Consider the following 23,579-nt stretch of genomic DNA (forward strand, 5'->3'; position numbering starts at 1 on the left):
TCAACCTTCTCAATACACGCTTCCACATGACGACAGCGCAGCATCCTGGACGCCCACGTTATTCCCAAGCCGACGCGCGGAGACCGGCGACCTCCCCTCCGACAGCCGGTGTGACCTCCCCCTCGGTGCGGCCGTTGTTACTAGCGGGTAATGTACTCGACGGGCACCACCCGTGCCCGCACCAACAGCGCCGCCAGGCGACAACCGACCGGCAACCCACATGGAGTGACACGGTGACCCGACAGCTGCGAGAAGTCGTCTTCGTCGACGGCGTACGCACACCTTTCGGCAAGGCCAAGGGCCAGTACGCCGAGACCCGCGCAGACGACCTGGTCGTCAAGCTCATCCGTGAGCTCACGCGCCGCAACCCCGAGCTTCCCCCCGAGCGGATCGACGAGGTCGCGATCGCCGCGACCACGCAGATCGGCGACCAGGGCCTGACGATCGGCCGCACCGCCGGCCTGCTCGCCGGGCTCCCGCAGTCCGTCCCCGGCTACGCGATCGACCGGATGTGCGCCGGCGCGATGACCGCCGTCACCACCACCGCCGGCGGCATCGCGTTCGGTGCCTACGACGTCGTCATCGCCGGCGGTGTCGAGCACATGGGCCGCCACCCGATGGGTGAGGGCGTGGACCCCAACCCGCGGATCATCTCCGAGAAGCTCGTCGACCCCTCGGCGCTCGTCATGGGCAACACCGCTGAGAACGTCCACGACCGCTACCCGGCGATCACCAAGGAGCGCACCGACGCGTTCGCCGTCCGCTCCCAGGAGCTGGCGGCCAAGGCGTACGCCGACGGCAAGATCCAGCCCGACCTGGTCCCCGTCGCCACCCGCTCGGCCGAGAACGGCTGGGGCCTGGCCACCACCGACGAGCCGATGCGTCCCGGCACCACCACCGAGGACCTGGCCAAGCTGAAGACCCCGTTCCGTCCGCACGGCCGCGTGACCGCGGGCAACGCGGCGGGCATCAACGACGGCGCGACCGCCTCGCTGCTGGCCTCCGAGGACGTCGCCCGCGAGCTCGGTCTGCCGATCAAGATGCGGCTGGTGTCGTACGCCTTCGCCGGCGTCGCCCCCGAGGTCATGGCCGTCGGCCCGATCCCGTCGACCGAGAAGGCGCTGGCCAAGGCCGGTCTCACGATCGACGACATCGAGGCGTTCGAGGTCAACGAGGCGTTCGCGATCCAGGTGCTCGCGTTCCTCGACCACTTCGGCATCGACGAGAACGACTCCCGGGTCAACCCGTACGGTGGCGCGATCGCGTTCGGTCACCCGCTGGCCTCCTCCGGTGTGCGGCTGATGATCCAGCTCGCGCGCCAGTTCGAGGAGCGCCCCGAGGTCCGCTACGGCCTCACCACCATGTGCATCGGCCTGGGTATGGGCGGCACGGTCATCTGGGAGAACCCGAACTGGAACGGCAAGGAGGCCTGACATGACGGACATCAACTCGCTCCTCGCCGACGTGGAGAAGCTCTACTCCGACGACGAGGTCGTCACCGCGGCGAAGCTGCAGAAGGTCAACCTGCCCTCCGGCAAGGTCCTCGGCCTGGTCACCCTCGACAATGGCCACGACCACACCCGCCCGAACACCTTCGGGCCGAAGTCGCTGGTCGAGCTCAACACGGCGTACGACGCGGCCCTGGCCGACCCCGAGATCGACGCGATCGCGGTGACCGGCAAGCCGTTCATCCTCGCGGCCGGTGCCGACCTGACCTCGCTGCAGGCGGGCGGCCCCGACGGGATCCGTACGATCGCCGAGCTCGGTCACGCGGTCTTCCGCAAGCTGGGCGACGGCGACGGCACGACGAAGAAGCCGTCCTTCGGCTTCATCAACGGGCTCGCGCTCGGTGGCGGCCTCGAGGTCGCGCTGCACGCCGACTACCGCACGATCCAGGACTCGGTGCCGGCCGTCGGCCTGCCCGAGGTCATGCTCGGCCTGATCCCCGGCTGGGGCGGTGGCTACCTGCTGCCGAACCTGATCGGTCCGGCGAAGGCCGCCAAGGTCTTCATCGAGAACCCGCTCAACAACGGCAAGGTGCTCAAGGGCACCGAGGCCTACGAGCTGGGCATCGCGGACGCTATGTTCGGCGGCGCCGACTACCTCGAGCAGTCGCTGCTGTGGGCCGACGGCGTCCTCTCCGGGACCGTCGAGGTCTCCCGTGAGGAGATCGACCGCGGCGCAGCCTGGGACGAGGCCGCCAAGAACGCCGGCTTCTTCGCCTGGGCCAAGACCGGCGACGCCTCCCCGGCCGCCAAGAAGGCCGTCGAGCTGCTCACCCTGGCCAAGACCGCGACCCGCGACGAGGGCTTCGCCGCTGAGGACGACGCGCTCGTGGCGATGTCGAAGACCCCGCAGCTGCTCGCCTCGCTCTACTCCTTCGACCTGGTGCAGAAGCGCGCCAAGCGTCCGGCCGGTGCCCCCGACAAGGCGCTGGCGCAGAAGGTCACCAAGGTCGGCATCATCGGTGCCGGTCTGATGGCCTCGCAGTTCGCGCTGCTCTTCGTCCAGCGTCTCAAGGTGCCGGTCGTCATGGTCGACCTGGACCAGGAGCGCGCCGACAAGGGTGTGGCGTACGTCCACGCCGAGCTCGACAAGAAGCTCGCCAAGGGCCGCGCCTCGCAGGACGCGACCAACCGCCTCAAGACGCTCGTGACGTCGTCGATCGACTACGCGGAGGCCTTCTCCGACGCCGACTTCATCATCGAGGCCGTCTTCGAGGAGATGGGCGTCAAGAAGACCGTCTTCGCCAACGCCGAGGCCGTCGCGCCGGAGACCGCGGTCTTCGCCACGAACACCTCGAGCCTCTCGATCACGGAGATGGCGGCCGACCTGAAGAACCCCGAGCGGGTCGTGGGCTTCCACTTCTTCAACCCGGTCGCGGTGATGCCGCTGCTCGAGATCATCCGCGGCGAGAAGACGTCGGACGCGGCCCTGGCCACGGCGTTCTCCGTCTCGAAGTCGCTGAAGAAGACCTCGATCCTGGTCAAGGACAGCCCGTCCTTCATCGTGAACCGGCTCCTGGGCCGCTTCATGGGCGAGGTCTCCAAGGTCGCCGACGAGGGCACCCCGGTCGACGTCGTCGAGTCCGCCTTCGCCGGTGTCGCGCCGATGGGCCCGTTCGCGCTGATCGGCCTGGTCGGTCCGGCGATCGCGTACCACAACAACGAGACGCTCGCGAAGGCCTTCCCGGACCGGTTCTACCTCTCCGAGAACCTCCACCGGGTCGTCGAGGCCAAGAAGAGCTCCTTCTTCGGTCCCGACGGGCGCACCCTCGACCCCGAGGTCGAGGCGCTGCTCGTCTCCGGCGACGTGGTCAAGACCGCCGAGGAGGCTCGCCAGCAGTCGCTGGAGGCCATCGCCGACGAGATCGGCCGGATGCTCGAGGAGGGCGTCGCCCAGGCCGCCGAGGACATCGACCTGGCGATGATCACCGGTGCCGGCTTCCAGTTCTGGAACGGCGGCATCACCCAGCTCCTCGACCGTGAGGGCATCTCCGAGAAGGTCACCGGCAAGAAGTTCCACTGACCGAACCAAGTCCGCCCCCGACCGATCTGATCGGTCGGGGGCGGTCCATGCTGGGCCGGGGTCAGTCCCGGACGCACCTCAGCAGGGACTCAGGCCTTGTCGGTGGCCACCTTGCCGCCTCCGACCGCCGACTCCGGCGTGCCCATGTTCTGCCGCGCGCGGGGTCGCTGCTGGCGACCCGAGGCCTGCGCCGATCCGCGCCGGCCCTCGATCCTCTTGCGGATCTGTTCGTCCGCCGCTCTGAGATCGAACGGCGCCGACATCTGCTCAGGTGACCAACGGAACTCGGCCACGAGGTCGTCATAGAGCATTGAATCCCCCGAGTGCTGTGTGGTGACGTTACCGAGGGCCCTCGTCGCCCCCGACGGATCCCACTCTAAGCCCAGAACGATCGATCTTCGCCAGGGGCTCGACCAGAGAGACCAACCCCGTAGGGTCAAAATTCGGCCCTTCAGGGCGTCAGAGGCTGACGTCCCGGGGCAGCGGGCTCGGGGTCAGAGCGCCCAGGCGCTCGATGGTGTCGAGCGCGACCGCCTGGGGGGTCAGGCCGATGCTCTCCAGGATCTTGGGCCGCTTGGCGTGGTCGAGGAACTCCTGCGGGATGCCGTGGATCTTCACCGGGGTGCGTACGTCGGCGGCGGTCAGCGCCTGCAGGAAGGACGCGCCCACACCGCCGGCGACGCCGTTGTCCTCGATGGTGACGACCAGGCTGTGGTCGGCGGCCGCCTCGATGAGGGCCGGGTCGATCGGCTTGACCCAGCGCGGGTCGATGACGGTGACGCCGATGCCCTGGGCGGTGAGCCGCTCGGCGACGCCCACGGCGACCTCGGCCATGGAGCCGACGCCGACGACCAGGACATCCTTGGTGCCGTTGCGCACGAGCACGTCGGCCTCGCCGAGCTTGGCGATCGTGGGGATGTCCTCGGGCGGCGGGCCCTTCGGGAAGCGTACGACCGTGGGTGCGTCGTCGACCTCGACGGCCTCGTCGAGGAGCTCGTTGAGGCGCGCGATGTCGCGCGGCGCGGCCAGGCGGAGCCCGGGGACGACCTGGAGGAGCGACATGTCCCACATGCCGTTGTGGGAGGCGCCGTCGTCGCCGGTCACGCCGGAGCGGTCGAGGACGAACGTCACCCCGGCCCGGTGCAGGGCGCAGTCCATCAGCACCTGGTCGAAGGCACGGTTGAGGAAGGTCGCGTAGACCGCGAAGACCGGGTGCAGGCCACCCATCGCCAGGCCGGCGGCCGAGGTGGCGGCGTGCTGCTCGGCGATGCCGACGTCGAAGGTGCGCTCGGGGAACCTGGCCTGGAACGCGTCGAGGCCGACCGGGTGCATCATCGCCGCGGTGATCGCCACGATGTCCTGGCGGCTGTCTCCCAGCCGCACCATCGCGTCGGAGAAGTGGTCGGTCCAGATCCGGCCCTTGGGCTTCTCGGCGCCGGTCTGGACGTCGAAGGGACCCGGCGAGTGGAACTGGTCGGCCTCGTGGCGCTCGGCCGGGTCGTAGCCGTAGCCCTTGCGGGTGATCGCGTGCACGATCACCGGACCGCCGAACCGCTTGGCCGAGGTCAGCGCCTGCTCGACGGCGTGCCGGTCGTGGCCGTCGACGGGGCCGACGTACTTCAGGCCGAGGTCCTCGAAGAGGCCCTGGGGCGCGACCGCGTCCTTGAGCCCCTTCTTCACCGCGTGGAGCGCGTCGTAGGCCATCGCGCCGATCCCGGGCACCGCGTTGAGGCGGCGCTTGACCATGTCGAGGACCAGCTCGTAGCGCGGGTTCGTACGCAGCGCTGTCAGCGCCGTGGCCAGGCCACCGATGGTCGGGGTGTAGGAGCGGCCGTTGTCGTTGACCACGATGACCAGCTTGGAGTCGTGCTGGATCGCGATGTTGTTGAGCGCCTCCCAGGCCATCCCGCCGGTCAGCGCGCCGTCACCGATCACCGCGACCACGTGGCGGTCCTCGCCGCGGATCGTGTAGGCCTTGGCCAGCCCGTCGGCGTAGGAGAGCGCGGTGGAGGCGTGGGAGTTCTCGACCACGTCGTGGTCGGACTCGGACTGGCTCGGGTAGCCGCTCATCCCGCCCTCGCGGCGCAGCGTGCCGAAGTCGCCGGCCCGGCCGGTGACGAGCTTGTGGACGTAGGACTGGTGGCCGGTGTCGAAGACGATCTTGTCGCGCGGGCTGTCGAAGACCCGGTGCATGGCCAGGGTCAGCTCGACCACGCCGAGGTTCGGCCCCAGGTGGCCGGTGTTGGTGGCCACCGTCCGGATCATCAGGTCCCGGATCTCGCTCGCGAGGAGCTCCAGCTGGTCATCGGAGAGATCACGAAGATCCTGCGGCGCGGCGATGCGTTCGAGGAGACCCATAGGAGAGGATTCTACGGCGCGGTCCTGAGGGCCGCCGACCCGGATAGGGCCGCGTGCTGCGGCGATCCGAGGAAGGGTGTCAGCCCGATCCGAGCAGAGTCGCTGAGGTCCAGGTCAGGCGCCTTCGCCGGGTCGACAAAGACGATCTGACGGCCCTCGTGACACACGATGTCGGCGTCGGCGAGATCGACGGCCGCGGCGTACAGGTGGATCTTGTCGTCGGTGCCGGTCTCGGGGTGGCGGAGCTCCTGGACGGCGACCAACTGGAGGTCCTCGGGAGCGAGCCGCACCTCGGTCTCCTCCTCGAGCTCGCGCACGGCGCCGGCCAGCGGGTCCTCCCCCGGCTCCAGGTGGCCGCCGCAGAAGGCCCACTTCTCCGGCGCGATCACGGGGCGTTCGTCACGCTCCTGGAGCAGCACCCAGCCACGACGGTCGACAAGGATCACAGCGGCGAACTCGGTCATGATCCGCGAGCCTAGTTGCTGCCTGGACGCACCGAGGCCCGTGGTCTACCCAGCTCGCTCGTCAGTACGTCCCCGACGCGGCCGAGCCCGACGGGCTCCTCCACCAGCTCCGCCCATGGACGCTTCGACGCGGCGAGGAAGGCGACCGCCTGTTCCAGGTGCCGCGGCTCGTAGTTGTGTACGCCGCTGACCGACCGCCAACCCCGCACGATCGCCTCCGGGTCGACCGAGACCGCGCGGCCCGGGGAGACCGAGCCCACCAGGACGAGGGAGCCACCGATGTCGAGAGCCCCGAGCGCCGCCTCGACCGCCGCGGCGGCGCCGGAGAAGTCCATGGCGACATCGACCGGCGCCAGCGCCTGCCCCGCGGAGAGCGTCGACGTCGCACCGAAGCCGACGGCCAGCTCCAGCCGAGCGGGGTCGATGTCGCTCACCACGACCGCGGCCGCCCCGGCGTCGGCCGCGGCGGCCACCGCGGTGAGCCCGAGCATCCCCGCGCCGATAACCAGCACTCGCTTGCCGCGCAGCGAGCCGGCCCGCTCCAGGGCCGCCATCACCGTCGCGGTCGCGCACCCGGCCGGCGCGGCGACCTCGTCGACCAAGGTGTCGGGGACGGGCACGACGGCGGTGCCGGCGGGCAGCAGCACGTGGGTCGCGTAGGTGCCCGACAGCGGCCAGGCCGGCTCGTACGGCTCGTGGCCGAGCTTGCGCACCGAGCGGCACTTCGCGGTCAGCCCCCGGCTGCAGCGGTCGCAAGTTCCGCACGAGACGGTCACGCCCCAGACCACGCGCCGGCCGGTGCCCACGATCCGGCCGACACCCTCGTGCCCGAGCACGCTCGGGCAGGCTCCGGGACGCCGACCGGAGACCGTGTGATGGTCGGAGCCGCACACCGTCGCGAGGTCGATCTCGACCAGCGTCTCCCCCGGCCCCGGCACCGGCAGTTCCACGGTCTCCAGCGTCACCTCGGCGCCACCGCGCCACACCGCGAGCCGCGCCATGGGCCGTGCCATCAGAGCGCGCCGACCTTCCGGCGCAGCCAGGCGCTGAACAGGTCGATGACGATGATCAGGACGATCACCATGCAGACGTACGTCATCATCGTGTCGAAGTGGAAGCTGTCCACCTCGGTCTTGATGAAGAACCCGATGCCGCCGGCACCGACCGTGCCGAGGATGACCGAGCTGCGTACGTTGGTGTCGAAGCGGTAGAGCAGCAGGCCGAGCAGCGACGGCATCACCGCGGGCAGCACAGCGTGCGCGGCCGACTGCGCGGGCGAGGCTCCGGCCACCCGGAGCGCCTCGACGGGTCCCTGGTCCACCTCGTCCATGGCCTCGGACCAGAGCTTGCCCATGACCGCGACGTTGTGGATCGCCAGCGCGATCACACCCGGGAACGCTCCGAAGCCGACCGCGGCGATGAACATCAGCGCATAGACCGTCTCCGGGATGGCCCGCAGCACCGACATCACCGCGCGACCCAGGAGCCACAGCGGCACGAACCGGTTGGTCGTACGCGAGGAGATGACCGCGAACAGCAGCGCCACCGGTATCGACAGGGTCGTGCCGAGCAGGCCGATCCAGATGGTGAGAAGGCAGTACTCCAGGCCGGGCCGGATGGTCTCCGACCAACGCAGATCGAGCGGGAAGGCACCGTCCTGATGGATGGTCTTGCCGTTCGGGTAGGTGCGGTCGACCCCGAACAGGAAGTTCCACAGCCCCCGCCAGCCCTCGAGCAGCTCCTTGGGCGAGGTGTTGGTCTGCACCGCGGCGTACCAGTGCACGAGGACCAGGGCGACCGTGATGGCCGCCCCGACGGCGATCCCGGACGGCCGGAACCGGGGTGGGATGTCGAGACGTGGTTCCGGGGCCTTGGTCACGCTGCTCATGCGAACTCCCTCATCTCGGCCGCCGAGGCGACCGCGGCCGCCTCGGCGGCCTCCAGCGCTTCGAGGGCCGGCCGGTAGAGGCCCGCGACGGTCTCGTCGGTGACCTCGGCGCTGCTGCTGTCGAAGACGAGCCGGCCGCCGGCCAGCCCGAGGATCCGGTCGGAGAAGCGGCGCGCCAGGTCGGGCTGGTGGAGCACCGCTGCCACCGCGAGACCATCGTCGTCGGCCAGCGATCGGAGCAGGTTCATCACCTGCTCGGAGGCGGCCGGGTCGAGCGCCGAGACCGGCTCGTCGGCGAGCAGCACCTTGGCGCGCTGGCACAGCGCGCGGGCCACCGCGACCCGCTGCTGCTGGCCGCCGGAGAGGCGACCCGCCTTCTCCCGGGCCCGGTCGGCGAGACCGACCCGGTCCAGGCAGGCCATCGCCTCGGCCTGCACCTCGCGAGGGAAGGCCAGCACCGACCACGACCGGCTCAGGCTGAGCCGCCCGAGCGCACCCGCGCAGACGTTGTCGAGCACGCTGCGACGGGGCACCAGATGGATCTTCTGGAAGATCATCGCCACCGTCGGCACCGCCTCCGCGGGCTTGGCTCTGACGCCGTCGACCGTGATTGTGCCACCGTCGGGACGCTCCAGGCCGACCACGCAGCGCAGCGAGGTGGACTTGCCGGAGCCGTTGGCTCCGAGGAGGCTGACCACCTCCCCGGAGGCGACCTCGAAGGCCAGGCCGTCCAGGACCGTCTTCTCCCCGAACGCCTTCCTCAGGCCGTCGATACGCAGCATGGCCGCCCCGGGAAGGTGGTCAGCGCCCATCAGAGGTCGTCCGTGGTCAGGTCGAGGGCCTCGGCGAGGTCGGTCACCGGCTGGTAGTCCTCGTCGGTGACCGCCACCAGCGCCGGCTTGCCGGCGGGCGGGGTGAAGTCGAGGTACTCGCCGATCTCCGCGACCGAGTCGGCGGGCAGGTTCGACAGCGCCTCCTGGACGGCCTTGGACACCTCGGGAGTCATGTTCGGGCCCGCCGCGATCGGGTCGTTCAGGATCGGCTCGGACTTCCAGATCTGGCGGAAGGCGGACTCGTCGAACTGGCCCTCGGCCGTCGCCGAGGCCAGGGTCTGGCTGTTGATCTCGGCGGCGTCGACCTTGCCGTTGACCAGGGCCAGCAGCGCCTCGGTGTGGCCGCCGGCGTACTCGGCCTTGACGTCCTTCTCGATCCCGGCGTCGATGAGCGCCTTGCGCGGCACCGCGTCACCGGAGGTGGAGCCGGACTCGGACAGCGCCAGGGTCTTGCCTGCGAGGTCCTCGACGGACTCGATCGGCGAGTCCTTCGGCACCCAGATGCCGCCGGTGTAGGAGGAGACCTGGCCGTCCTCGCCCGCGAAGGAGGCCAGCGGCGTGGCGCCGGCCTGCTTCTGGGCGAAGACGTAGCCCAGCGGCCCGAACTGGCCGATGTCGAGCTTGCCGTTCTGCATGGCCAGGATCTCGGCGACGTACGTGTCGGAGATCTGGACCTCGACCTCGCAGCCGAGCTCCTCGCCGAGGGCCTTGCCCAGGGTCTCGTAGACGGGGATCAGGTTCTTGGGGTCCTCGAAGGGCTCGACGCCCATCGTCAGGGTGCCGTCGGGGCAGATCTGGTCGGGACCGACCTCGCCGCCCGCGGCGGCCTTGTCGGTCCTCGCCTCGCTGCCGCAGGCGGCCAGGGCGAGAGTCAGGGTGGCGGCGCCGGCGAGGGCGGTGAGGGAGCGCAGGGGGGACATGTTCGGGTTCTCCTGTGGTCAGAACAGCTGGTCGAGGACGGTGGGTGCGAGGCCCAGTGCGGTGGTCATGCCGATGCCCGACGTCACCGAGACGACCCGGAGGCCCGGGAACTGCTCGGTGTCGAGGAAGTCGGTCCGCGGGGAGTCCGCGTAGACCCCTCGCCAGCGACGTCGGACGGTGAGCGGAGCCCCGAGCAGCCGCGCCCCTTCCCGCAGCACCAGCTCGGCGACGTGCTCGTCGTCGAAGGGCAGGTGGGTGCGGTCGTAGTGGTGGGTGTCGCCCAGGACGATCGAGCCGGGTCGGCCGCCGCTCCCGGGACGCTGGGTGAGCATGAGGTTCATGACGACGTCGAGGAGCTCAGGAGCGGTGGCCTCGAGCTCGTCGCGTACGCTGGTGGCCGCCGTCGTCTCGGCGAGCCCGCCATAGCGCAGCATCGAGAGTCCGGTCAGCACCGCCGGTCCGATCTCGACATCGCCCGGAGGCACGACCTCGAGCATCTGCAGCCGGCAGCGGCGTACGGCTGCCTCCTCGGCGACCTGCGGGAAGAGCCGGTCGATGTCATGGCCGGCGGCGTGGACGACCCGGGCGGAACGGATCGTTCCGCGGCTGGTGCGGACGTCGATCCCATCGGCGACCGGGTCGATGGCACCGACATGGGTCGCCCAGCTGAACCGGACGCCCTCGGACTCCAGCCATGCGGCGATCACCGGCAGCGCCTCGCGCGGGTCCACCCTCAGGTCGAGCGGCAGATGTGCGCCGGCGAGGATCTCTCCGGTGGCCGGCGGGAACAGCTCGCGGGTGGCGTCGGCGTCCAGCAGGCGGGCCTGCTCGGTGCCACGGATGCCGGCGAACTCCTCGAGCACGGCCATCTCGGCCTCGGTCCGCGCGACGACGACCGTACCCGTCTCCCGGAGACCGAAGCCCGCCTTGGCGGCGAGGGTCAGCCAGCGCTCACGGGCCGCGAGGGCGAAGGCCAGCGCCTGGCCCGACTGGGCGGTGGCGCAGATGTGCCCGAAGTTGCGGATCGAGGCGCCGACGGCGCGCTCGTCGCGCTCGATGACGTGGACCTTCAGGCCGCGCGCGAGCCCTTCGACGGCATGCGCGAGGCCGACGATCCCGGCACCGACGACGACAAGGTCGGCGGCACCGTCAGGGGTGGTCGTATGAATTGGCACGGCCCGAACACTTCTGTCTCGCGGCAGCGCCGGTCAACAGGATCGACAAACATGTACATACAAGTTAACCGGTCGTTTTCCTGCGCCCCGTTTGGTCCTCTGAGCGTTATCCAGGCGTTCACGAAGCGCTTCATCACACTTGTCTGATCAAGTTGTAACCTGCTGCCCATGAGTAGCCCGCTGCACGTCCAGGTCGCCGAGGCCATCCGCGCCCGGATCATCGCCGGCGAGCTGCCGACCGGCGCGCCGATCCCGTCCGAGGCGCAGCTGTGCGAGCAGTTCGGCGCCTCCCGCGGCACCATCCGTACGGCACTGGCGAGCCTGCGCCGCGAGGGCCTGCTCAGCGGCGGCCAAGGACGACCTCCGACCGTGCGCGACACCGCGCTCGGGCAGCCCTTCGAGCAGCTGATCTCGTTCAGCGCGTGGGTGCAGCAGATCGGCCACACCGCCGGGCAGCGCACCATCGAGGTCGCCCGGCGCGGCGCCACCGCCGCTGCTGCCGAGGCGCTCGACATCGATGAGGGTGACCCGGTGGTCGACGTGCTCCGGCTCCGTCTTCTCGACGGTCATCCCGCGATGCTCGAGCGCAGCACCTTCGTCGAACGCGTCGGGCGGCTGCTCTTCGACTTCGACCCCGACACCGGCTCGCTCTACGGATATCTGACGGCCGCAGGCGTCGACCTGCACGCCGCGCGCCACACCATGGACGCGGTCGCGGCCGACGAGACCGACGCCGACCTGCTCGACATCGCGGTGGGCAGCCCGCTCCTGCGCGAACGCCGCCGGGCGACCGCCACCGACGGCACGCCGCTGGAGTACGCCGACGACCGCTACCGGCCCGACCGGGTCACGTTCACCATCGACAACACCCGCCCGTCCGCGGCGGGGATCCGCACCGACGTACGCATCCTCAAGGAGATCTCGTGACCACCGCCTTCCAGCTTGCCGCCCTCGACATGGCCGGCACCACCGTCGACGAGGGCGGACTGGTCTACGACGTGCTCGAGGCGACCGTCGCCGACGCCGCCGGCGAGCCGGTCCCCCACGACCTGCTGCTGCACTGGAAGGGCACCTCGAAGTGGGAGGCGATCCAGGGGTTGCTGCGCGGACTCGGCCAAGACCCGACCACCGCCCAGGTCGACAAGATCTTCGACGGCTTCGGCGAGCGCCTCGTCACCGCCTACAGGGAGACCCCGCCGCAGCCGTTCCCGGGCGTCCCCGAGATGTTCGCGACGCTGCGCTCGCGAGGGGTCAAGGTCGCCCTGCAGACCGGCTACTCCACCGAGATCGCCGCGGCCATCCTCGACGGCCTCGGCTGGACCGTCGGCCCCGGCCCCGACTCGACCGTCGACGCCCTCATCACCTCCGACCTCGTTGCCGCCAGCCGCCCCGCTCCCTATCTCGTCTTCCACTGCATGGAGGCCACCGGCGTCTGGGACGTACGCCGCGTGCTGGTCGCCGGCGACACCCCCAACGACCTCGGCGCCGGCACCAACGCCGGGGCCGGCTTCGTCGTCGGCGTCGCCACCGGCTCCTTCACCCACGACCGGCTCGCCACCGAACCCCACACCCACCTCCTCCCTTCGACCGCGGACCTGCCGACACTCCTGTGAGACCTACCGTCCTTGACTGGACACAAGCCAAGGCAAAGACTGACTCCATGGCACTGACCAAGAAGCAGAAGACGATCCTGACCACCGGCGCGCTCGTGGCCCAGGCGGCAGTGGCTCCGGTGATCCTTCGCGACCTGCAGACCCGCTCCGACGACGAGATCCGCGGGCCGCGGACGCTGTGGCGGCTGTGGGGCAGCACCAACCTGCTCGGTGCGGCGGTCTACTGGTTCTACGGTCGCAAGCCGGCCGCCGCCTAGGCCCTCGCCACGCCGCGAGGCTCGGTGAGGAGCCGGATCGCGAAGATCAGCTCCTCGACGTCGGCGAACCGGCGCAGGTCGCAGCCGGTGCGCTCGGCGATCCGCTCGAGCCGGTGGTAGGCGGTGTTCACATGGACATGTAGACGCTCGGCGGCCAGCTTGGCGTTGAGGTCGCAGGCGACGTACGCCAGCATGGTCTCGATCATCACGCAGTCGCGCGCGAGGTCCTCCTCGACGAACTGGCGCAGCGCCGGGCGCACCAGCCGGCGAGCGGTCGGATCCTCGCGCAGCACCAGGTAGTCGATCGTCGAGATCATCGGCAGGGCCACCACGCCCGGATCCGCGCCGAGGACGTCGCGGGCGATCACCGCCTCCGCATGCGCGGCGGGCACCGCACCCAGGCCGGAGTGCACCGTACTCGCGCCCACGGCCAGCTCGAATCCCTCTCGGGCGAGCTGTCGGTAGATGCGTCTCAGGTCGGGCACGATCGTCCTGACGTCGTCGGTGGCGACGGGCAGGATCCCGACGAGCTGCTCCTGACGGATCACCGTGACCCCCTCCCGCGCCGGGCCCAGCTCGGTGCGTACGTGCCTCAGCGCCTCCCGCAGGCTCCGTCCCGGGCGTAGCGGCCGCACCGGCACCGCGACCACGACGATGATCCGGTCCTCCGGCTCGAGCCCGCACCGGCGGGCGACCTCGAGCATCGGGCCCGGCCGGACCCCGCGCCCGGCGAGCAGGTCCTCGACCAGATCCCGGCGGATCCGGTCGCCCTCGGCGAGCTCGACCTGGTGGGCGGCGAGGTAGGCCTCGGCCGCGACCGTGCTGCCGACCTCGATCACCTGCATCACGTGCGAGGCCACCGGGAGCGCCGCGCGGCTGGTCTCCGGGTCGGCGGCAGCTATCTCGACGATGCGCTCCCACAGCGCCACCTGGCCGATGCGGAAGGCCTGCAGGAAGTCGGCGAGCGCCACCCCCTGGCGAACCCGGCGGGTCGCCTGGTCCACGGTGAACTGGAAGTCCTCGCGTACGGCCGCGCGTCCCTCCTCCAGCGTGGTGAGCACCGCCAGGAAGACCGCCTCGGCGTGGTCACCGACCTCCTTGCGCAGCTCGGGATCGGGGCTGACCGCATAGGCCGGCACCTGGTCCCAGTTGTGCTTCAGGAACAGCTCCACGGTGTGCGGGAGGTCCTCCCTGATGCCCGCGACGATGCGTCTGATCGGCTCCATGCTCATCGCGCTCCCTCGGTGTGTCGCTGGCGGTTGCGGCGTCAACCAGATCAACGCACGAGTGTGGCGACGGTCACGCTCCAACTCGTTTGTGATCGGTCTCCATCCGGGGTGTCGGGCCCTCACACAATTCCCGACGCGCCCTTCCCAACCCAGATCTGGCTGGTGAATGGTGCTATGTGTCGGTGGTCACAAAACTCGGACCCTGCCCACGCCAGGAGTGAATACACATGGGGACGCACAACTCGGAAGGCCCTGCTCGGGTCTCCAGACGATCGTTCGTCGGATATGTCATCGGCGGCACCACGCTGATCGTGGCCGCAGACCTGGGCCTGGCTCCACCGGCCGCCTCCGCAGCGGTGGTCCCGTCGGTGCCACAGGTCCCCGAGGCCTATGACCTCAACGACTTCCTGACCCACTGCGCGATGCCGACCTCGAACCTGATCGCGATCGAGGTCGACGAGAAGGGGCACGCCCACTTCGCACTCCCGCGGATGGAGGTCGGTCAGGGCATCACCACGGCCGTGGCCATGCTGATCGCCGAGGAGCTCGACCTTCCGGTCGACCACGTGCATGTCACCCTGGCGCCGGCCCGCCCCGAGCTGCTCTTCAACCAGCTGACCGGCGGCTCCAACACCATCATCTCGATGTACACCCCGGTCCGAGTCGCCGCCGCCATCGCACGCAAGGCGCTGCTCGAGGCGGCCGCGATCCTGCTCGGGACGACCGTGGCGCAGCTGGTCGCCAAGGGCGGCGTGATCAGCGTCCCGGGTGGCTCCTCGGTGACGTACGGCGAGGCGGCGGCCAAGGCGGCACAGCCGACGACCGAGAAGGTCGAGGTCGAGCTGAAGGAGACCTCCGAGCACACCGTTGTCGGCAAGCCCCACCGCCGCGTCGATGCGCGCGACGCCGTCACCGGCAAGAAGAAGTTCGCGATGGACCTCGACGTCCCCGACGCTCTGCCCACAATGGTCTGCCGCGCCCCCGAGCTCAACGGCACGCCGGACTCGATCAACAACAAGGCCGACATCGAGAAGATGCCCGGCGTCACCCATGTCGCGATCATCCCCACCGGCGTCGCGGTCCGGGCCAAGACCTTCGGTCAGTGCATCGACGCCGTACGTGCGCTGGACGTCACGTGGAACTCGGGCACCGTGACCACGATGTCGGCCAAGCACATCAAGGCAGAGCTCAAGGCCGGGCAGATCCCGCTGGCAGTGCCGAAGATCGGGGCGACCTCGGTCGACGGCGAGTTCACCTTCCATTTCCGCAGCGGCTCGGCTCTCGAGCCCAACTGCGCCGTCGCCGACGTACGCGACGGCAAGGCCACCATCTGGGGTGGCTTGAAGTCGCCGATCACGGCCCAGGAGAAGATCGCCGCGGCTCTCGACCTGCTGCCGACCGATGTGACGGTGAACGTCGTCCAGGGCGGCGGCTCCTTCGGGCGCAAGCTGTTCTTCGATGCCGCGCTCGAGGCCGCCCACGCGTCGAAGGCGTTCGGCGCACCCGTCAAGCTGATGTGGCACCGCGCCGACGAGCCCCGCCAGGGTCGGGTGCACCCGATGGCCGTCTCCCAGGTCCGGGCGACGGTGCTGGCCGGCAGCATCCTCACCTTCGAGCAGCGCCACGCCAGCGTGGCCTGTGACTTCACCCATGGGCTCGGCGAGCGACTGACCGCCGAGGTGGCGGCGCTGCCGACCGGTCTGTCGAACCTGAGCTTCTCGGAGACGATCTTCATGCTCGCCACCGAGCTGCCCTACAACTTCGGGGTCGTCACCCAGCTGCTCAACGAGCCGAAGCCCGCGGTCGACCGGTTCAACACCAGCTCGGTGCGCAACATCTACTCCCCCGACGTCGCCACCGCCAGCGAGCTGATGGTCGACCAGCTCGCCAAGAAGCTGAAGCAGGACCCGGTCGCCTTCCGGCGCAGGTACCTCAAGAGCGACACCGTCAAGCGGGTGCTCGACCGGGCCGCCGAGCTCGGCGACTGGGGCCGCTCGATGCCCGCCGGCACGGCGCAGGGCATCGCCATCCATAAGGAGTACAAGGGCGCCACCGCCGTCCTCGTCGAGATCGACTGCCGCCCCGAGACGGTCAACCGCGAGGTGCGCGACGCGGTCACCGGACCGCGGGTCACCAAGGCCGTCGTCGTCGCCGACGTCGGCCTGGTGATCAACCCGGCCGGGGTCAAGGCCCAGATGATGGGGGGCTTCTCGGACGGGATGTGCCAGGCGCTGACCTACAGCAACCACCTGGTCGACGGTCAGTTCCTGGAGGCCAGCTGGGACAACTCGGCCTACACCCGGCAGTGGAACGTGCCGTTCGAGTTCGAGTGCGAGGTCATGGAGTCGCACGGCAGCCAGCCGGGCGGTGTCGGCGAGGCCGGTGTGGCCGCCTCGATGGCCGCCGTCGCCTGCGCCTACACCCGGGCCACCGGGAAGATGCCGACCGAGTTCCCGATCAACTTCCACGAGCCGCTCCACTTCGAGCCCAAGTCCTTCATCCCGTCCGTTCCCGAGTCGCCGACCGACGGCCTCGCCTACACGTTCTGAGGTCTTCGATGCCTTCTCACACCTTCCAGCTCAACGGCGAGACCGTCACCGTCGACGTCGAGGACGACGTACGCATCCTGTGGGTGCTGCGCGATGTCCTCGGCGTCACCGGCCCGAAGTACGGCTGCGGCATCAACGTCTGCAAGGCCTGTACGTCGCACATCAACGGCAAGGCGTTCAACCCGTGCTCGGTGCGCGTCGCCGACATCGGCGCCGACGACGAGATCACCACCATCGAGGGCCTCGCCGACACCGCGCCGGGCGACGGCCTGCACCCGATGCAGGAGGCCTGGCTCGAGCACGACGTCGCCCAGTGCGGCTACTGCCAGCCCGGTCAGATCATGACCGCGGTCGCCCTCGTCAACAAGGTCCGCAAGGAGGGCCGCGCCATCACCGAGGCCGACCTCGACACGATCCGCAACGTCTGCCGCTGCGGGACGTACTCCCGGATCCGGGAGGCCATCAAGACCGGACAGGACGCGATGGCCCGGGGTCTCTAGCCTCGGTCAGTCTTCGGAGAGCTCCTGCTCGATCCGCTCGACCTTCGCGGTGAGCTGGCCGGTGTAACCGGGCCGCATGTCGGCCTTGAGCACCAGCCCGACCCGCGGGGAGACGGCGGCGACCGCGTCGACGCACTGCTTGATGACACCCATGACCTCGTCCCACTCACCTTCCAGGTTGGTGAACATGGCGTTGGTCTCGTTGGGCAGTCCGGACTCGCGGACGATGCGGATCGCCTCCGCGACAGACGCGGCCACCGAGCCGTCGGGGTCGTCGGTGGTCGTGGGGGCGATCGAGAAGGCGACGAGCATGTCGAAACACTATCCAAACGTTTCGGCGGACTGCATATAGTGGCGCCGCCGGGGCCGAAGGCGCACCGCCGGCGGGAAGGAAGGCGATGAGTGAGGGACTCGACCGGCTCGCTGCCACGCTGGGCGTGCCGGCCACGCGGCTCGCGCCGCTGGAGGCGTACGACGACCAGCAGCTGGGCCGGTTCAACGATCTGGTCCAGGGCGCGATGACCGCGGAGGACAAGGCGTTCGACGCCTCCCTCGACGAGGCGCTCAAGCTGGTGCCGAAGATGCTGCGCGGGGTCGTCCAGAGGATGCTCGGAGGTAGCCGATGACCGCCCTGACCAGCGCCCTGGAGATCACCAAGCTCGCCCACGAGATGCACGTGGACGAGGCCGAGCTCGCCGAGTTCGCGACCACCTCCCCCGATGACCTCCGCGACCTGCGCGGGATCGTCTCGCACGCGATGTTCAGCCGTCACGAGTCTCGGGTGAAGGGGCTGGCCGCGGTCAGCAAGAAGCTCCCCGCAGCCGTCACCGCCAAGATCACCGAGATCGCGATGGGCCCCATGCTCAGCGCCCGGGTCGCGGCGGTGATGGACCCGGCCGATGCCGCCAAGCTGGCCGGCCACCTGAAGCCGGAGTTCCTCGCCGAGCTCTCCGTACACCTCGACCCGAGCCGGGTCGAGGGCATCATCGCCAAGCTCGACAGCGCTCTCGTCGTCGAGGTCGGCCGCCGCCTGCTCGCCGAGGGACATCTGCTCACCCTGGCCAGGTTCACCGGCGTCGTACGCCCCGAGACGTCGCTCGAGGTCGTCGACGGCGCCTCCGGCGCCGAGATCCTCCAGCTCGCACTCTTCATCGACGAGCCCTCCGTGGTCGACCCGATCCTCGCCGGGCTCTCCGACGAGACCGTCGCGGAGATCGCTGCCGCCACTACCGAGCACGGCGAGGCCGCCGATGCCCTTCTCGCCGCGCTCCACGAGGACAGCCGAGCCAGGATCGCCTCACTCACCTGAGAGGCCGAGACGTCACCCGCGTCGGTCGAGTCGGCACACCGCTGCCACCTCGACCGACGTACGTGACGTCTCGGCCGACCTGGCTGACGGCTCGGCAGGAGGGGGAACGGCCCGCCACCCACTCGGGGTGACGGGCCGTTCGTCAGGTCAGGCTCAGGCGTTGACCAGGCTGCGCAGGACGTACTGCAGGATGCCGCCGTTGCGGTAGTAGTTGGCCTCACCGGGGGTGTCGATGCGGACGACCGCGTCGAACTCGACGCCCGTGTCGGTGGTGACCTTGACCGTCTTCGGGGTGACGCCCTCGTTGAGCGCGGTGATGCCGGAGATCGAGAAGGTCTCCTCACCGGTCAGGCCGAGGCTGTCGGCGTTCTCGCCCTTGGGGAACTGCAGCGGGATGACGCCCATGCCGATGAGGTTGGAGCGGTGGATGCGCTCGAACGACTCGGTGATGACCGCCTTGACGCCCAGCAGCGAGGTGCCCTTGGCGGCCCAGTCGCGAGACGAGCCGGAGCCGTACTCCTTGCCACCGAGGACGACCAGCGGGGTGCCGGCCGCGGCGTAGTTCTGCGCCGCGTCGTAGATGAAGCTGACCGGAGCGTCGGGCTGGGTGAAGTCGCGGGTGTAACCACCCTCGGTGCCCGGGGCGACCTGGTTCTTGATCCGGATGTTGGCGAAGGTGCCGCGGATCATGATCTCGTGGTTGCCTCGGCGCGATCCGTAGGAGTTGAAGTCCCGCTGCTCGACACCGTGCTCGATGAGGTACTTGCCGGCGGGCGAGTCCTTCTTGATGTTGCCCGCGGGGCTGATGTGGTCGGTGGTGACCGAGTCGCCCAGCTTCAGCAGCACGCGCGCGCCCTCGATGTCGGTGACCGGCGCCGGGGTCTTGGCCATGCCCTCGAAGTAGGGGGCCTTGCGGACGTAGGTCGACTCGTCGTCCCAGGTGAAGGTGTCACCGGTCGGGGTCGGCAGGTTCTTCCAGCGCTCGTCGCCCGCGAAGACGTCGGCGTAGTCCTTGGTGAACATGTCCGAGGAGATCGCGGTGGCGATGGTCTCCTCGACCTCGGCCGGGGTCGGCCAGATGTCCTTCAGGAAGACGTCGTTGCCGTCCTGGTCCTGGCCCAGCGGGTCCTCGAACAGGTTCAGGTTCATGTTGCCGGCCAGGGCGTAGGCGATGACCAGCGGCGGCGACGCGAGGTAGTTCATCTTCACGTCGGGGTTGATGCGACCCTCGAAGTTGCGGTTGCCGGAGAGGACCGAGACGACAGCGAGGTCGTGCTCGTTCACCGCGGCGGAGACCTCGGGGATGATCGGGCCCGAGTTGCCGATGCAGGTCACGCAGCCGTAGCCGACGAGGTTGAAGCCGACCTTCTCCAGGTAGGGCGTGAGGCCCGACTTGTCGTAGTAGTCGGTGACGACCTTCGAGCCCGGCGCGAGGGTGGTCTTGACCCACGGCTTGCGGGTCAGGCCCTTCTCGACGGCCTTCTTGGCCAGCAGCGCCGCGCCGATCATGACCGACGGGTTGGAGGTGTTGGTGCAGGAGGTGATCGAGGCGATCGTGACCGCGCCGTTCTCCAGCTCGAACTGCTGACCGTCGGCCAGGGTGACCGGGATCTTCGCGTCGGTCGCCTTGGAGGTGTACGTCGGCAGGTGACCCTCGAAGGAGGTCTTGGCGTCGGTGAGCGAGACGCGGTCCTGCGGGCGCTTCGGGCCGGCGATCGAGGGGACGACCGTGGAGAGGTCGAGCTCGAGCTTCTCCGAGAAGCGCGGCTCGGCGGCCGGGTCGTGCCAGAGGCCCTGCTCCTTGGCGTACTTCTCCACCAGCGCCAGCTGCTCCTCGGAGCGGCCGGTGAGCTTGAGGTAGTTGATGGTCTCCTCGTCGACCGGGAAGATCGCGATGGTGGAGCCGAACTCCGGGCTCATGTTGCCGATGGTGGCGCGGTTGGCCAGCGGCAGCGCGGTGACGCCGTCGCCGTAGAACTCGACGAACTTGCCGACCACACCGTGCTTGCGCAGCATCTCGGTGATGGTGAGCACCAGGTCGGTCGCGGTCGACCCCTCGGGCAGGTCGCCGTTGAGCTTGAAGCCGACCACGCGCGGGATCAGCATGGAGACCGGCTGGCCGAGCAGCGCGGCCTCGGCCTCGATGCCGCCGACGCCGAAGCCGAGGACGCCCAGGCCGTTGACCATGGTGGTGTGGGAGTCGGTGCCGACGCAGGTGTCGGGGTAGGCCTGGAGCTCGCCGTCGACCTCACGGGTGAAGACGGTGCGGGCCAGGTGCTCGATGTTGACCTGGTGGACGATGCCGGTGCCCGGCGGGACGACCTTGAAGTCCTCGAACGCGGTCTGGCCCCAGCGCAGGAACTGGTAGCGCTCGCGGTTGCGCTCGTACTCGATCTCGACGTTGCGCTCGAAAGCCTCCGGGGTGCCGAAGACCTCGGCGATCACGGAGTGGTCGATCACCATCTCGGCGGGCGAGAGCGGGTTGATCTTGGTCGGGTCGCCACCGAGCTCGGCCGCGGCCTCGCGCAGGGTCGCCAGGTCGACGATGCAGGGCACGCCGGTGAAGTCCTGCATGATCACGCGCGCCGGCGTGTACTGGATCTCCTTGTCGGGCTCGGCGGTCTCGTCCCAGCCCGCCAGCGCCTTGATGTCCTCGGCGGTGATGTTCGCGCCGTCCTCGGTGCGCAGGAGGTTCTCCAGCAGCACCTTCAGCGAGAAGGGCAGCGACGCGACGTCGAGGCCCTCACCCTTGACCGCATCCAGGCGGAAGATCTCGTAGGACTTACCGTCCACGTCCAGGGTGCTCTTGGCACCGAAGCTGTCCTTGCTGGCCAACGCGTTCATCTCCTTGCTCGCGTCTACAGACGTACGAATTCAAGTCTTTGAGGCCCATCCTGCCCCGGCCACCCGGGCCGGGAAAACAAAGGCTCACCTAACCTTTTACGACGGACATGCCGTCGATCTCTTGATATCAAGATACATGATGTCGAACGACATTTCGAATCACCCCCGCGCGCCGTGTTGTGACCACCGCCGCTGACAGCGATCCTCGGATGCTCCATGATTGGCCCGACCCCGATGAACTGAGGAGAGCCTTGAGCACCCTGATCGCCGTCGTGGCGCTGGTGATCGCCGTGGCCGCCGCCGCTGTCGCGTGGCGCCTGCGGCGCGCCAACAAGGCGCTGCGTGCCGAGACCATCGGTCTGCGGTGGCGACTGGAGCAGGCCGACATCTCGGCCCCGCGCACCGCCTACGCCGAGCTTCCGCCCGAGGACCGGCTGCTGAGCATCCGCATCCTCAACCCGCTCGAGCTGGCCTCCGCCCAGACCAAGGCGGCGACGATGCTGCACAAGGTGCGGCCGGCGCTGCTCTCGAAGATGGTCTACGACCAGGCCGCCGAGTCGCTGCGCGAGCGGCTCGCCGACGAGGGCGTCGTGGCGGAGGTCAAGGTCCATGCTGGTCGCTAGCCTCGCGCTGCTCGGCGTGCTCGGCGCCGGCGTCGTCGTCGCTCGCGCCTTCCTGGAGCAGCGGCGTCTGGAGCAGGCCCTGGAGGACGTACGCCTCGCGGACCTGAAGGCGCGCACCTCGCTCGCCGAGGCCGAGCGTGCCGCCGACTGGCTCAGTCCCATCACCGACCCGATCACCGCACCGTTCGCGGAGGCGACCCGGTCGGTGGCCGGTGCGCTGGCTCGGGTGGTGCCCTACTCCGGGCGCCGTACGCCGCGCGTGCTCAACGCGATGCCGGCCACGACCACCGGCGAGCTGCTCGGCACGCTCGGCCCGCACCTGGACGAGGCCGTCCTGGACCGCCGGCAGCTGATCACCGATCTCTCCGACGACCCCACGATGGCGTTGCAGATCGTCCGCGACGTCTAACGGCTCATCTCGAGCCATTCGCTGGGCGACATCCCGTACGTGGCCCGAAATCGTCGCCCGAAATGGGAGAGGCTCTTGAAACCCCAGCGATGCGCGACGCCGGCGACCGAGACACCCGTGATGGAGGCGCGGGCAAGCTCTTCGTGCGCCCGGCCGAGCCGTTGACGGATGATCCACTGCTCGAGGTGCATACCGGAACGCGCGCACACCTTGTAGAGCTGCCGGACGGAGACGTGGTGGTCCGCCGCGATGCGCGAGGCATCGAGGTCGGCCTCCCCCAGATGCTGGGAGACGTACGCCTTCACGCTCATCAACAACGCGTCCTCGTGCTCCTCACGACCCAGCTCGTCGCCGACCGCACTGGCCAGCAGGGCCCGCGTGAGAGCGACCGTCGATGTCCCCAAGGAGGTCGCGGCGGCGGCGTTGAGATCGTCCGCCACGCGGCGTACTCCGGCGAGATGGTGCCAGAACAGCGGCGCCAGCGGACTGGTGCCGATGAGCCTGAGGGCGGGCGCGACCATGCCCTCGGGCATGCCGAGCAGACGCAGCGGGACCTTGACCGTCAACGTGCGGGTGTCGGTCACATGGTGGAGATAGGGCTCGGTGACGAGCGTGGCCCAGATACCAGAGGGCGCGACCGAGATGTCGTGACCGAGATGCTGATGCATGCCGCGACCCTCCAGACCGCACGTCACGAGCACCGCGTCCTCCTCGGGGGCGGGGCTACGCCGTGAACGACGCAGGGTGTGGGCCGAGCAGCGCGTGTCGAAGACGGTCACCCCGCCGACGTCCCACACGTCCATGGCCATGTGGAGGCGCTCGCCGGCGCGGTCGGGGGTCATGAACGTCGCGGACGCCGCACTGGTGATGGTCTCGGTGATCGCCGAGCGTCGCTCGCGCACCGGCACTGAGGCACTGTCGAAGACGAGCATGACAGCCTTCCGGAGGTGGGGACGGGCTGACGGGAGCCCGAGGTGCCCGACGTGACGACGATATCCCGGAATCCGCGTCCCTGGGTGCACAGCGCATGCCCCTACGCGCCCTCCGTGGCCGCGACGGGCGCGTAGGGCGGCCGCCGG

At 69.6% G+C, this 23,579-nt stretch carries 23 protein-coding genes; 11 read left to right on the plus strand and 12 right to left on the minus strand.

Going from position 1 to position 23,579, the window contains the following annotated elements; all coding sequences use genetic code 11:
- Positions 1-233 precede the first annotated feature (233 nt).
- Positions 234-1,433: an acetyl-CoA C-acyltransferase gene (locus tag ACIO3S_RS11915; RefSeq protein WP_160023174.1), complete on the plus strand. Its 1,200-nt coding sequence runs from the start codon at positions 234-236 to the stop codon at positions 1,431-1,433.
- A gap of 1 nt (position 1,434) precedes the next feature.
- Entirely contained in the window at positions 1,435-3,528 is a 2,094-nt protein-coding gene (locus tag ACIO3S_RS11920) for a 3-hydroxyacyl-CoA dehydrogenase NAD-binding domain-containing protein (protein ID WP_400463384.1), read from the plus strand.
- Between the two features lie 89 nt (positions 3,529-3,617).
- Here ACIO3S_RS11920 and ACIO3S_RS11925 read toward each other — a convergent pair whose 3' ends face one another.
- The 8 genes from ACIO3S_RS11925 to ACIO3S_RS11960 all read right to left on the minus strand — a co-directional run bounded on the left by ACIO3S_RS11925 (position 3,618) and on the right by ACIO3S_RS11960 (position 11,167).
- Entirely contained in the window at positions 3,618-3,839 is a 222-nt protein-coding gene (locus ACIO3S_RS11925) for a hypothetical protein (protein ID WP_160023170.1), read from the minus strand.
- A 148-nt stretch (positions 3,840-3,987) separates the two neighbouring features.
- Positions 3,988-5,886 carry a 1-deoxy-D-xylulose-5-phosphate synthase gene (dxs, locus tag ACIO3S_RS11930; protein ID WP_400463388.1) on the minus strand — a complete coding sequence of 633 codons (1,899 nt, stop codon included), beginning with the start codon at positions 5,884-5,886 and terminating at the stop codon, positions 3,988-3,990.
- Between the two features lie 11 nt (positions 5,887-5,897).
- Positions 5,898-6,350 carry an NUDIX domain-containing protein gene (locus ACIO3S_RS11935; RefSeq protein ID WP_400463391.1) on the minus strand — a complete coding sequence of 151 codons (453 nt, stop codon included), beginning with the start codon at positions 6,348-6,350 and terminating at the stop codon, positions 5,898-5,900.
- Between the two features lie 11 nt (positions 6,351-6,361).
- Entirely contained in the window at positions 6,362-7,363 is a 1,002-nt protein-coding gene (locus ACIO3S_RS11940) for a zinc-binding dehydrogenase (protein WP_400463394.1), read from the minus strand.
- On the minus strand, positions 7,363-8,238 hold the full coding sequence (gene phnE, locus ACIO3S_RS11945) for a phosphonate ABC transporter, permease protein PhnE (RefSeq protein ID WP_400463397.1): 876 nt from the start codon (positions 8,236-8,238) through the stop codon (positions 7,363-7,365). Before phnE ends, ACIO3S_RS11940 begins: the two co-directional genes overlap by 1 nt.
- A complete protein-coding gene (locus ACIO3S_RS11950; protein ID WP_400463400.1) occupies positions 8,235-9,050 on the minus strand; it encodes a phosphonate ABC transporter ATP-binding protein in 816 nt (271 codons plus the stop codon). Before ACIO3S_RS11950 ends, phnE begins: the two co-directional genes overlap by 4 nt.
- Positions 9,050-9,991: a phosphate/phosphite/phosphonate ABC transporter substrate-binding protein gene (locus ACIO3S_RS11955; RefSeq protein ID WP_400463403.1), complete on the minus strand. Its 942-nt coding sequence runs from the start codon at positions 9,989-9,991 to the stop codon at positions 9,050-9,052. The genes ACIO3S_RS11950 and ACIO3S_RS11955 overlap by 1 nt, the downstream gene beginning before the upstream one ends.
- An 18-nt stretch (positions 9,992-10,009) precedes the next feature.
- Positions 10,010-11,167 (minus strand): TIGR03364 family FAD-dependent oxidoreductase, encoded by a 1,158-nt coding sequence (locus ACIO3S_RS11960; protein ID WP_400463406.1) that lies wholly within the window; start codon positions 11,165-11,167, stop codon positions 10,010-10,012.
- A gap of 168 nt (positions 11,168-11,335) precedes the next feature.
- On the opposite strand from ACIO3S_RS11960, the gene ACIO3S_RS11965 reads away from it, so the two are divergent.
- From ACIO3S_RS11965 to ACIO3S_RS11975, 3 genes are read left to right on the plus strand one after another with little or no spacing between them, the layout of a single operon-like run.
- The gene (locus ACIO3S_RS11965) at positions 11,336-12,094 is read left to right on the plus strand and encodes a GntR family transcriptional regulator (RefSeq protein ID WP_400463409.1); all 759 of its coding nucleotides are present in this window, start codon (positions 11,336-11,338) and stop codon (positions 12,092-12,094) included.
- Positions 12,091-12,780: a phosphonatase-like hydrolase gene (locus ACIO3S_RS11970; RefSeq protein WP_400463412.1), complete on the plus strand. Its 690-nt coding sequence runs from the start codon at positions 12,091-12,093 to the stop codon at positions 12,778-12,780. Before ACIO3S_RS11965 ends, ACIO3S_RS11970 begins: the two co-directional genes overlap by 4 nt.
- Before the next feature lie 47 nt (positions 12,781-12,827).
- Complete coding sequence (locus ACIO3S_RS11975; protein WP_355230830.1) at positions 12,828-13,037, plus strand: hypothetical protein; 210 nt, start codon at positions 12,828-12,830, stop codon at positions 13,035-13,037.
- Here the strand turns inward: ACIO3S_RS11975 and ACIO3S_RS11980 are convergent.
- Positions 13,034-14,263: a PucR family transcriptional regulator gene (locus tag ACIO3S_RS11980; RefSeq protein WP_400463417.1), complete on the minus strand. Its 1,230-nt coding sequence runs from the start codon at positions 14,261-14,263 to the stop codon at positions 13,034-13,036. The genes ACIO3S_RS11975 and ACIO3S_RS11980 overlap by 4 nt on opposite strands.
- Positions 14,264-14,493: 230 nt before the next feature.
- Between ACIO3S_RS11980 and ACIO3S_RS11985 the strand changes: the two genes are divergently transcribed.
- On the plus strand, positions 14,494-16,815 hold the full coding sequence (locus ACIO3S_RS11985) for a molybdopterin cofactor-binding domain-containing protein (protein WP_400463420.1): 2,322 nt from the start codon (positions 14,494-14,496) through the stop codon (positions 16,813-16,815).
- Between the two features lie 8 nt (positions 16,816-16,823).
- The gene (locus ACIO3S_RS11990) at positions 16,824-17,315 is read left to right on the plus strand and encodes a (2Fe-2S)-binding protein (RefSeq protein ID WP_350720292.1); all 492 of its coding nucleotides are present in this window, start codon (positions 16,824-16,826) and stop codon (positions 17,313-17,315) included.
- 6 nt (positions 17,316-17,321) lie between these two features.
- Here the strand turns inward: ACIO3S_RS11990 and ACIO3S_RS11995 are convergent, their stop codons facing one another.
- A complete protein-coding gene (locus tag ACIO3S_RS11995; protein ID WP_400463424.1) occupies positions 17,322-17,627 on the minus strand; it encodes an MTH1187 family thiamine-binding protein in 306 nt (101 codons plus the stop codon).
- 86 nt (positions 17,628-17,713) lie between these two features.
- On the opposite strand from ACIO3S_RS11995, the gene ACIO3S_RS12000 reads away from it, so the two are divergent.
- Positions 17,714-17,941, plus strand: coding sequence for a hypothetical protein (locus ACIO3S_RS12000; RefSeq protein WP_400463427.1), 228 nt, complete (start codon positions 17,714-17,716; stop codon positions 17,939-17,941).
- The gene (locus tag ACIO3S_RS12005; RefSeq protein ID WP_400463430.1) at positions 17,938-18,624 is read left to right on the plus strand and encodes a hypothetical protein; all 687 of its coding nucleotides are present in this window, start codon (positions 17,938-17,940) and stop codon (positions 18,622-18,624) included. Before ACIO3S_RS12000 ends, ACIO3S_RS12005 begins: the two co-directional genes overlap by 4 nt.
- Before the next feature lie 153 nt (positions 18,625-18,777).
- On the opposite strand, the gene acnA is transcribed toward ACIO3S_RS12005, so the two are convergent.
- Positions 18,778-21,468, minus strand: coding sequence for an aconitate hydratase AcnA (gene acnA, locus ACIO3S_RS12010; RefSeq protein ID WP_400463433.1), 2,691 nt, complete (start codon positions 21,466-21,468; stop codon positions 18,778-18,780).
- A 251-nt stretch (positions 21,469-21,719) separates the two neighbouring features.
- On the opposite strand from acnA, the gene ACIO3S_RS12015 reads away from it, so the two are divergent.
- Positions 21,720-22,091 (plus strand): hypothetical protein, encoded by a 372-nt coding sequence (locus ACIO3S_RS12015; RefSeq protein ID WP_400463436.1) that lies wholly within the window; start codon positions 21,720-21,722, stop codon positions 22,089-22,091.
- The gene (locus ACIO3S_RS12020) at positions 22,078-22,500 is read left to right on the plus strand and encodes a hypothetical protein (RefSeq protein ID WP_400463438.1); all 423 of its coding nucleotides are present in this window, start codon (positions 22,078-22,080) and stop codon (positions 22,498-22,500) included. The genes ACIO3S_RS12015 and ACIO3S_RS12020 overlap by 14 nt, the downstream gene beginning before the upstream one ends.
- Here ACIO3S_RS12020 and ACIO3S_RS12025 read toward each other — a convergent pair.
- The gene (locus ACIO3S_RS12025) at positions 22,497-23,432 is read right to left on the minus strand and encodes a helix-turn-helix domain-containing protein (protein WP_400463441.1); all 936 of its coding nucleotides are present in this window, start codon (positions 23,430-23,432) and stop codon (positions 22,497-22,499) included. The two genes, ACIO3S_RS12020 and ACIO3S_RS12025, sit on opposite strands and share 4 nt — an antisense overlap.
- Positions 23,433-23,579: the final 147 nt, after the last annotated feature.

Origin of the sequence: Nocardioides sp. NPDC087217, assembly GCF_044744805.1 — a bacterium.
Lineage (GTDB): Bacteria > Actinomycetota > Actinomycetes > Propionibacteriales > Nocardioidaceae > Nocardioides.